The sequence below is a fragment of the Kitasatospora sp. NPDC059827 genome (genome assembly GCF_042731675.1).
GTDB lineage: Bacteria > Actinomycetota > Actinomycetes > Streptomycetales > Streptomycetaceae > Kitasatospora.
The window spans coordinates 1-8,389 of sequence record NZ_JBHWIV010000152.1 but is presented as its reverse complement, the minus strand read 5'-3'; the positions used below and the strand labels follow the sequence as shown (position 1 = coordinate 8,389).

General features: G+C 73.6%; 10 protein-coding genes. 8 read left to right on the top strand and 2 right to left on the bottom strand.

Annotated elements, in window-relative coordinates; all coding sequences use genetic code 11:
- Positions 1 to 46 precede the first annotated feature (46 nt).
- The gene (locus ACFV8H_RS40670; protein WP_380409723.1) at positions 47 to 2,572 is read right to left on the bottom strand and encodes a Tex family protein; all 2,526 of its coding nucleotides are present in this window, start codon (positions 2,570 to 2,572) and stop codon (positions 47 to 49) included.
- 222 nt (positions 2,573 to 2,794) lie between these two features.
- Between ACFV8H_RS40670 and ACFV8H_RS40665 the strand changes: the two genes are divergently transcribed.
- Positions 2,795 to 3,694, top strand: coding sequence for an aminoglycoside phosphotransferase family protein (locus ACFV8H_RS40665; protein ID WP_380409721.1), 900 nt, complete (start codon positions 2,795 to 2,797; stop codon positions 3,692 to 3,694).
- Positions 3,695 to 3,702: 8 nt separating this feature from the next.
- Here ACFV8H_RS40665 and ACFV8H_RS40660 read toward each other — a convergent pair whose 3' ends face one another.
- Positions 3,703 to 4,605: a LysR family transcriptional regulator gene (locus ACFV8H_RS40660; protein ID WP_380409719.1), complete on the bottom strand. Its 903-nt coding sequence runs from the start codon at positions 4,603 to 4,605 to the stop codon at positions 3,703 to 3,705.
- 72 nt (positions 4,606 to 4,677) lie between these two features.
- On the opposite strand from ACFV8H_RS40660, the gene ACFV8H_RS40655 reads away from it, so the two are divergent.
- The 7 genes from ACFV8H_RS40655 (at position 4,678) to ACFV8H_RS40625 (ending at position 8,282) form a co-directional block, all read left to right on the top strand.
- The gene (locus tag ACFV8H_RS40655; protein ID WP_380409717.1) at positions 4,678 to 5,076 is read left to right on the top strand and encodes a RidA family protein; all 399 of its coding nucleotides are present in this window, start codon (positions 4,678 to 4,680) and stop codon (positions 5,074 to 5,076) included.
- An 84-nt stretch (positions 5,077 to 5,160) separates the two neighbouring features.
- Positions 5,161 to 5,670: a DUF6232 family protein gene (locus ACFV8H_RS40650; RefSeq protein WP_380409716.1), complete on the top strand. Its 510-nt coding sequence runs from the start codon at positions 5,161 to 5,163 to the stop codon at positions 5,668 to 5,670.
- A gap of 70 nt (positions 5,671 to 5,740) precedes the next feature.
- Positions 5,741 to 6,064, top strand: a complete 324-nt coding sequence (locus tag ACFV8H_RS40645) for a hypothetical protein (RefSeq protein ID WP_380409715.1) — start codon at positions 5,741 to 5,743, stop codon at positions 6,062 to 6,064.
- A 57-nt stretch (positions 6,065 to 6,121) separates the two neighbouring features.
- Positions 6,122 to 6,754, top strand: a complete 633-nt coding sequence (locus ACFV8H_RS40640) for a TetR/AcrR family transcriptional regulator (protein ID WP_380409714.1) — start codon at positions 6,122 to 6,124, stop codon at positions 6,752 to 6,754.
- Between the two features lie 22 nt (positions 6,755 to 6,776).
- The gene (locus ACFV8H_RS40635; RefSeq protein WP_380409712.1) at positions 6,777 to 7,511 is read left to right on the top strand and encodes a tyrosine-protein phosphatase; all 735 of its coding nucleotides are present in this window, start codon (positions 6,777 to 6,779) and stop codon (positions 7,509 to 7,511) included.
- Between the two features lie 115 nt (positions 7,512 to 7,626).
- The gene (locus ACFV8H_RS40630; RefSeq protein ID WP_380409710.1) at positions 7,627 to 7,965 is read left to right on the top strand and encodes a hypothetical protein; all 339 of its coding nucleotides are present in this window, start codon (positions 7,627 to 7,629) and stop codon (positions 7,963 to 7,965) included.
- Positions 7,962 to 8,282 (top strand): hypothetical protein, encoded by a 321-nt coding sequence (locus ACFV8H_RS40625; RefSeq protein WP_380409709.1) that lies wholly within the window; start codon positions 7,962 to 7,964, stop codon positions 8,280 to 8,282. The genes ACFV8H_RS40630 and ACFV8H_RS40625 overlap by 4 nt, the downstream gene beginning before the upstream one ends.
- The last annotated feature ends 107 nt before the right edge of the window (positions 8,283 to 8,389 follow it).

Here is an 8,389-nt window from a genome sequence, read left to right as displayed (position 1 = left end):
GGGCCGGTGGACGCGTGTCCACCGGCCCCGGCCGTCGGTGTGCTGCTCAGCGCCGTCCGGAGCGCCGATCCTTCCCGCCGCCCTCGCCGCCGCCGGTCAGACCGGCCCGGCGCAGCGCGTCCGCCATGGCGCTGTTGGCCAGCGGGGCGTTGCCGCCGGAGCCGGAGCCCGAGCCGCCGCCGCGCCGGTCCTGGCCGCCACGGCCGCCGCCCTGACCACTCTGGCCGCCGCCACCGCCCTGGCCACCCTGGCCCGCGCCCCGGCGCTCCTGGCGCGGCGGGCGGGCCTGCCGCTCGCCCCGGTCGCCACCGCGGTCACCGCGATCGCCCCGATCACCCCGGTCGCCGCCCCGCTCCCGGCCGACCTCGTCGTCCAGCCGCAGGGTGAGCCCGATCCGCTTGCGCGGCACGTCCACCGTGAGCACCCGGACCTTGACGATGTCGCCCGGCTTGACCACCTCGCGCGGGTCCTTGACGAAGTTCCTGGACAGCGCCGAGACGTGCACCAGCCCGTCCTGGTGGACGCCCACGTCGACGAAGGCGCCGAAGGCGGCCACGTTGGTGACCACGCCCTCCAGCACCATGCCGACCTCCAGGTCGCCGATCTTGTCGACGCCCTCCTTGAACACCGCGGTGCGGAAGGCCGGGCGCGGGTCACGGCCCGGCTTGTCCAGCTCGCCGAGGATGTCGGTGACGGTCGGGACGCCGAAGGTGTCGTCGGCGAACTCCGCCGGGCGCAGCGCCCGCAGCCGCTCCCCGTTGCCGATCAGCTCGCGCAGCTCGCCACCGGTGGAGGCGAGGATCCGGCGTACCACCGGGTAGGCCTCGGGGTGCACGCTGGAGGCGTCCAGCGGGTCCTCGCCGCCGGGGATGCGCAGGAAGCCCGCGCACTGCTCGAAGGCCTTGGGGCCCAGCCGGGAGACGTCCTTGAGCTGCCTGCGGGTGCGGAACGGGCCGTTGGCGTCGCGGTGCGCCACGATGTTGTCGGCCAGCGTGGCGGTGATGCCGGAGACCCGGGTGAGCAGCGGCGCCGAGGCGGTGTTGACGTCCACGCCGACGGCGTTGACGCAGTCCTCGACCACGGCGTCCAGCGAGCGCGACAGCTTCACCTCGCTCAGGTCGTGCTGGTACTGGCCGACGCCGATCGACTTGGGGTCGATCTTGACCAGTTCGGCCAGCGGGTCCTGGAGCCGGCGGGCGATCGACACCGCGCCGCGGATCGACACGTCCAGCTCCGGCAGTTCCTGCGAGGCGAACGCGGAGGCCGAGTACACGGAGGCGCCGGCCTCGCTGACCATCGCCTTGGTGAGCCCCAGCTCGGGGTGGCGCTTGAGCAGGTCCTCGGCGAGCTTGTCGGTCTCCCGGGAGGCGGTGCCGTTGCCGATCGCCACCAGGTCGACGTCGTGCTTCTTCGCCAGCGCGGCGAGGGTGTGCAGCGCGGCGTCCCACTTGTTGGCGGGCTGGTGCGGGTAGATGGTCTCGTACGCGACCACCTTGCCGGTGGCGTCCACCACGGCGACCTTCACCCCGGTGCGGAAGCCCGGGTCGAGGCCCATGGTGGCGCGGGTGCCGGCCGGGGCGGCGAGCAGCAGGTCGCGCAGGTTGGCGGCGAAGACCCGCACCGCCTCGTCCTCGGCCTCGGCGCGCAGCCGGCCCCGCAGGTCGATGCCGAGCCGCACCAGGACGCGGGTGCGCCAGGCCCAACGGACCGTGTCGCCCAGCCACTTGTCGGCCGGGCGGCCGCGGTCGGCGATGCCGAAGCGGGCCGCGATGCGCTGCTCGTAGTCGCTCTCGCCGGGCAGGTCGCCCTCGGACTCGCCGTCGTAGGGGGAGAGTTCGAGGTCCAGCACCTCCTCCTTCTCGCCGCGCAGCATCGCCAGGATGCGGTGCGAGGGGAGCTTGGTGTAGGGCTCGGAGAAGTCGAAGTAGTCGGCGAACTTGGCGCCGTCGGCCTCCTTGCCGTCCCGGACCTTCGCGACCACCCGGCCGCGGCCCCACATCCGCTCGCGCAGCGAGCCGACCAGGTCCGCGTCCTCGCCGAAGCGCTCGACCAGGATCGACCTGGCGCCCTCCAGCGCGGCCGCGCCGTCCGCCACCGACTCGTTCAGGTACTGCGCGGCGAGCGCCGCCGGGTCCTGCGTCGGGTCGGTGAGCAGGGTGTCGGCCAGCGGCTCCAGCCCGGCCTCCCGGGCGATCTGCGCCTTGGTGCGCCGCTTGGGCTTGTACGGCAGGTAGATGTCCTCCAGCCGTGCCTTGGAGTCGGCGGCCAGCACCCGGGCGCGCAGCGCGTCGTCCAGCTTGCCCTGGGCGTCGATCGACTCCAGGACGGCCGCCCGGCGCTCCTCCAGCTCCCGCAGGTAGCGCAGCCGCTCCTCCAGGGTGCGCAGCTGGGCGTCGTCCAGCGAGCCGGTGACCTCCTTGCGGTAGCGGGCCACGAACGGCACGGTCGCGCCGCCGTCGAGCAACTCGACCGCGGACGTCACCTGCCCCTCGCGAACGCCCAGTTCCTCGGCGATCTTGCGCTCGATCGCCTGCTGGGCCTGCCGGGCCACCTGTTCGACTGGCGTGGTCACGAAGCCGGTCACCTTCTCCTTCAGTGCTTTCGCCGTACCCCCCGCATTCTGGCAGGTGCCGGTGACACCGCACGGCCGCACCCGGGGTGGCGGGCGTGGCGCGCGCCCGGGCCCGGCGTTCTCCGTCCGTCCGCCGGCCGATCACCGTCCCCTCACCTCATCAGGCCCGGCAGTTCGCCGATCCGCCTGTCGGGCGGCGGTCCGCGCTGTACGCTGCCGGGCATGTGCGCTGCCGCCCGGATGCACCCCGATGGACCGGTCGTCGACGCGGCCCTGGTAAGGCGGTTGCTCTCCGCCCAGTTCCCGCAGTGGGTGGGCCTGCCGGTCACGCCCGTCGGGTCCGCCGGGACGGACAACGCCATGTTCCGGCTCGGGCCCGAACTCGCCGTCCGGCTGCCCCGGGTGGAGTGGGCCGCCGGGGACGTCCGGCGCGAGCACCAGTGGCTGCCCCGGCTGGCACCGCAGTTGCCGCTGCCCGTCCCCGCCCCGCTGGCCGTCGGCCGCCCCGCCGCCGGGTACCCCTGGCAGTGGTCGGTGCTGCGCTGGCTCGACGGCGTCAACCCGGCGGTCGGCGTGCTCGCCGCGCCCGAGGGCCTCGCCCGCGACCTGGCCGGCTTCGTCAACGCCCTGCGCACCCTCAACCCGGCCGGCGCCCCGGCCGGCCACCGCAGCGTGCCGCTCGCCTCCCGGGACGGCGCCACGCGCGCCGCGATCGCCCAACTCACCGGTGCGATCGACACCGCCGCCGCAACCGCCCTGTGGGACAAGGCGCTCCGCCTCCCCGAGTACGCCGGACCGCCGGCCTGGATGCACGGCGACCTCACCCCCGGCAACCTGCTGCTCAACGGCTCCGGCCGGCTCGCCGCCGTCATCGACTTCGCCCTGATGGGCGTCGGCGACCCCACCACCGACCTGATGCCCGCCTGGAACCTGCTGCCCGCCGCCGCCAGACCCGCCTTCCGCGCCGCCCTGCGCGCCGACGACGCGATGTGGGCCCGCGGCCGCGCCTGGGCCCTCTCGATAGCCCTGGTGACGATCCCCTACTACCGCCACACCGACCCGGCCCGGACCGCCAACGCCCGTCACGTCGTCCGCGAGGTGCTCGCCGACCGCAGCGTCTGAGCCGGACACTAATGTCGTTCCGGCCCGACGACCTCCAGCAGCCGGTGCACCAGCGGGCTGCGGTCGTCGGCCCGCCAGGCCACGGCGACCCGGGTGCGGGCGGCAGCCGGGTCGATCCGGCGGAAGGCGACGCCGCGCAGCCGGATCCGCCGGATGCCGGCCGGGGCCAGCGAGACGCCCAGGCCCGCCCCCACCAGGGCGCACACCGTCTGCCACTCCACCGCCTGCTGTCCGATCCGCGGGGTGAAACCCGCCTCGACGCACAGGCCGGTGATCCGGTCGTACAGCTGCGGCCCCTCCTCCCGGGGCAGCAGCACGAACGGTTCCGCCGCCAACTGCCCGAGCCGGACGACCCGTTGGGCGGCGAGCGGATGGTCCGCCGGGAGCACCGCGACGAAGGGCTCGCCGAGCACCGTCCGGAAGCGCAGCTCCGGGTCGTCGGCGGGCGGCTCGCGCAGCAGGCCGACGTCGATGGCCCGGTCGCGCAGGGCGGTGAGCTGGGGCGCGCTGGTCATCTCCCGGACGTCCAGCCGCACCCCCGGGTGGTGGTCCCGGAAGGCGTGCAGCAGGCCGGGCAGGACGGTCAGGGCGAGCGAGGCGGAGAAGCCGATCCGCAGCCGCCCCGCCTCCCCGTCGCCCACCGCCCGGGCGGCCGCCAGCCCGTCCGCGAGCTCGGCCAGCACCCGGCGCGCGACCGGCAGCAGCTCCTGCCCGGCCGGGGTCAGGGTGACGCCGCCCGGTTCGCGCCGAAACAGCGGGTGGCCGACCTTCTCCTCCAGCCGGCGGATCTGCTGGGACAGCGGCGGCTGGGCGATGCCGAGGCGGGCGGCGGCCCGGCCGAAGTGCAGTTCCCCGGCGAGCACGGTGAAGGCGTGCAGCTGCGGGAGGGGGAGTTCGGGGCGGTGCTCCATACCTCCAGGGATATCAGATCGGCCCCGCAGGAGTATTGGACGTATCCCCGCAGGCCACCTAGCGTTCGGCGCATGACAGAACGACTCGGGCGACGCGCCGTGCTCAGCGGCTCCACCTTCGAGGAACAGATCGGCTACGCCCGCGCCGTGGTGGACGGCGACTGGGTGCACGTGTCCGGGACGACGGGGTTCGACTACGCCACCATGACCATCTCCCCGGACGTGGTGGAGCAGGCCGAGCAGTGCCTGCGTAACATCGCGGCCGCCCTGGCCGAGGCCGGCTCCGGCTTCGCCGACGTGGTGCGGGTGCGTTACCTGCTGCCCGAGCGCGCGGACTTCGAGCCCTGCTGGCCGGTGCTGCGGCGCTGCTTCGGTGAGGTCCGGCCCGCCGCGACGATGCAGGTGTGCGGCCTGGCCGACCCCCGGATGCGGATCGAGATCGAGGTGACCGCCCGGCGCCCGGCCGGGTGAGGGCCGCCTGATCCACCGCCAGCATTCCTGCCGTCCTCGGCCGTTGCTATGGTTCTCCCCGCACGAGCGGCAGGGGGAGCGGACTTGGCACGGAACGTGATCGACGTCAGGGTGAGCCGGCGGGTGCTGTGGATCGGCGGCGACGCCTACCCGCTGCAGCACATCGCCCGGGCGCGGCAGTTGGTGTGGTGGCCGCCCAAGCGCTCGCGGACGATCATCAGGTTCGTCCGGCAGGTGATCGGGCTGCTGTTCGCGGTCAGCCTGCTCAGCGCAGTCACCCGCAACGGGGCGGACGCCACGCAGGCCGCCCTTCCGAGCGTGCTGCTACTGGCCGGCCTGGCGTTCTTCCTCTACCGGCTCGTCACCAAGCTGCGGCAGAAGCCGGTGTACCGGCTGGTCCTCGACACCTCGAACGCCGCCACCACCGCCGTGGTGAGCCACCACGAGTGGCAGATCACCAACCTGATCCAGATGATCATGGAGGCGATCGACAACCCCCAGGCGGAGTTCGCCTTCCAGGTGGAGAACCTCCACGTCGGCGACAAGATCACCCAGTACGGCGACCACAACACCGGAAAGCGGGTCGGACTGTGAGCAACTCCTTCCACTTCGGCGACTCGGTCACCCAGCACGGTGACCACAACACCGGAAAGCGGGTCGGACTGTGAGCAACTCCTTCCACTTCGGCGACTCGGTCACCCAGCACGGTGACCACAACATCGGCATCGTCAAGAACCAGGGCCCGGTCGATCCGCAGGCAGCACTGCGCGAACTCGTCGCCGCCGTCCAGCAGTTGCGCGACCAGGTGCCGGCCGAGGACCGCGAGGTACTGGACGAGTCGCTGGAGGCCATCGGCGACGGCGCCGGGGCCTCGCCGTCCGCCCTGCGCCGGGCGCTGCGCAACATCTCGGGGGTGGCCTCGCTGGTGCGGGCGGGCGCGCCGGTGGTGGAGTCGGTCCGCCGGATCCTGGACTCGCTCAGCAGCTGATTTTCGTACTGGGTCAGAAAACTGCCCCGGTCAACCCCGACTGCTAGCCTGACCGGCATGACGGGACTGCGGGAACGCAAGAAGGAACGGACGCGACGGGCCATCTCCGAGGCCGCCATCGCGCTCTTCCTGGAGCACGGCTTCGACCAGGTCTCGGTGGCGGAGGTCGCCGCCGCCGCCGAGGTCTCCAAGCCCACCCTGTTCAGCTACTTCGCCAGCAAGGAGGACCTGGTCGTCCACCGCTTCGCCGACCACCAGGAGCAGGCGGCGGACGTGGTCCGGGGCCGGGCCGGGGACGAGACCGTGCTGGAAGCCCTGCGCCGGGACTTCCTGGACGGCCTCGACCGACACGACCCGGTCACCGGCCTCAACGACCACCCGGCCGTGCTGGCCTTCACCGCCCTCGTGTACGGCACCCCCAGCCTGGCCGCCCGGGTCGGCGCGTACGTGGCCCGCGCCGAGCAGTCCCTCGCCGAGGCGCTGCGCGAGGCCCCCGACCTCGCCCCGCCGCACGAGCTCACCGCCCCCCTGCTCGCCGCCCAGGTCACCGCCACCCAACGGGTCCTCGCCCTGCACAACTGGCAGCTCCTGCGGGACGGCGGCCGCACCGCCGACGACCTCCACCCCGAGGCCGTCGCCCACGCCGACCGCGCCTTCGGACTGCTCGCCCGGGGCTACTCCGGCGCCTGACGCCGTGGTTGGATTGCCGCCCATGACGACCCGCCACCTCGCGTTCGACGCCCTGCACAACTTCCGTGACCTGGGCGGCTATCCGGCCGCCGACGGACGGACCGTCCGGTGGGGCCTGCTCTACCGCTCCGACTCGCTCGGCAAGCTCTCCTCCCCCGCCGACCTGGAGCGACTGCGGGCCCTCGGCGTCCGGACCGTGATCGACCTGCGCTACGACTGGGAGATCGCCGCCAAGGGCCGGGTGCCCGACTTCGACGGCCTGGACTTCCGCAACCACTCGATCGAGCACCGCCCGTACGACCAGGCCGCGATCGACCCGGACCTCGACCCGTGGCGCTACCTCGCCGACCGCTTCGCCGAGGTCGCCGAGGACGGCGTCAAGGAGATCCGCCAGACCCTGGACGCGATCACCGACGCCGACACCCCGGCGGTCTTCCACTGCATGTCCGGCAAGGACCGCACCGGCCTGATCGCCGCCCTGGTGCTCACCCTGCTCGGCGTCTCCGAGGACGACATCGCCGCCGACTTCGCCCTCACCGAGCTCGCCACCCCGCACCTGGTCGCCGACTGGCACGCCGCCCACCCCGGCGAAACCCTCCGCTGGCCCGGCTACGGCCGCGCCCCGGAGACGGTCATCCGCCTCACCCTCGCCGACCTCGCCACCCGCTACGGCTCCGTCGAGGCCTACCTCACCGGCACCATCGGCATCGACCACGCCCGGATCGACGCCCTGCGGTCACGCCTGCTCACACCCTGATCGACTCCGGCCGGTTGCCGAGCACCGCCCCACGGACCGGCACGGGGCGGATACCGTGAGGACCACAGGGCCCGGCCCAGCGCCGGGTCGGCCGACGAAGAAGGGGTTGGTAGGGATGAGCACCCAGCCCACCGAACACGGACACGGTGCGGGCCGCCTCGGCGTTCCGCCGATGGACACCCTCCAGGAGCTACGGGCCGCACTGCGCACCGGCCACGGCTACCCCGGCGACGCCGAGCGCCTGGACGCCGAGCTCGCCGAGCAGCTGCTGCGCCGGGTACCGGTCGACCGGCTCGACCAGGTCGGGGAGGTCGGTACCGTCGTCGATCTGGTGGCAGTCGCCGAGATCATCGCCGCGTACCGGGGGCGGGTGCTGCTCGCGGCCGACCGCGCAGTGGCCGACGCCGTGGCCGAGGCCGTCCACGACTTGCTCGCCAGGCAGGACGCCGAGTGAACTACCCGCACGACCCGGGCACCACGGCGATCGCGGTCATCACCGATCGCGCCGCGCAGCGGGCCAAGGAGCTCGGGGTTGCCGAGGCACTGGAAGCCCTACGCGGCGAACTCGAGTGCCGGCCCCGGCTCGGTCGCCACATCCGGACGGTCACAGAGGGCCCGCAGCAGGTCGAGCTCCACTCCACCCGCATCGAAGGCAACCCGACGATCGACCGACCGCCCGTCAACGTGGTGCACGCCTTCGCCCCGGCGCCCCCGTGGCCTCCCACCGTGCGGATCGCCGCAGTAGTACCCGAGGACCGGCCCGAGCGCTAGGGTCCGTCTTCAAACTCCCGCCTGCGGGCCGACGCTCCCCCAGCCTTCGGCCGGGAGGTACCCCCAGGGCACAAGCGCGCCTCGCCGCGTTGTCGTCGGTCGCCAAT

Coding starts and splice junctions, on each gene's coding strand:
- ACFV8H_RS40635 (WP_380409712.1), top strand. CDS start 6,777: ATGACGACCCGCCACCTCGCGTTCGACGCCCTGCACAACTTCCGTGAC.
- ACFV8H_RS40655 (WP_380409717.1), top strand. CDS start 4,678: ATGACAGAACGACTCGGGCGACGCGCCGTGCTCAGCGGCTCCACCTTC.
- ACFV8H_RS40660 (WP_380409719.1), bottom strand. CDS start 4,605: ATGGAGCACCGCCCCGAACTCCCCCTCCCGCAGCTGCACGCCTTCACC.
- ACFV8H_RS40665 (WP_380409721.1), top strand. CDS start 2,795: ATGTGCGCTGCCGCCCGGATGCACCCCGATGGACCGGTCGTCGACGCG.
- ACFV8H_RS40630 (WP_380409710.1), top strand. CDS start 7,627: ATGAGCACCCAGCCCACCGAACACGGACACGGTGCGGGCCGCCTCGGC.
- ACFV8H_RS40640 (WP_380409714.1), top strand. CDS start 6,122: ATGACGGGACTGCGGGAACGCAAGAAGGAACGGACGCGACGGGCCATC.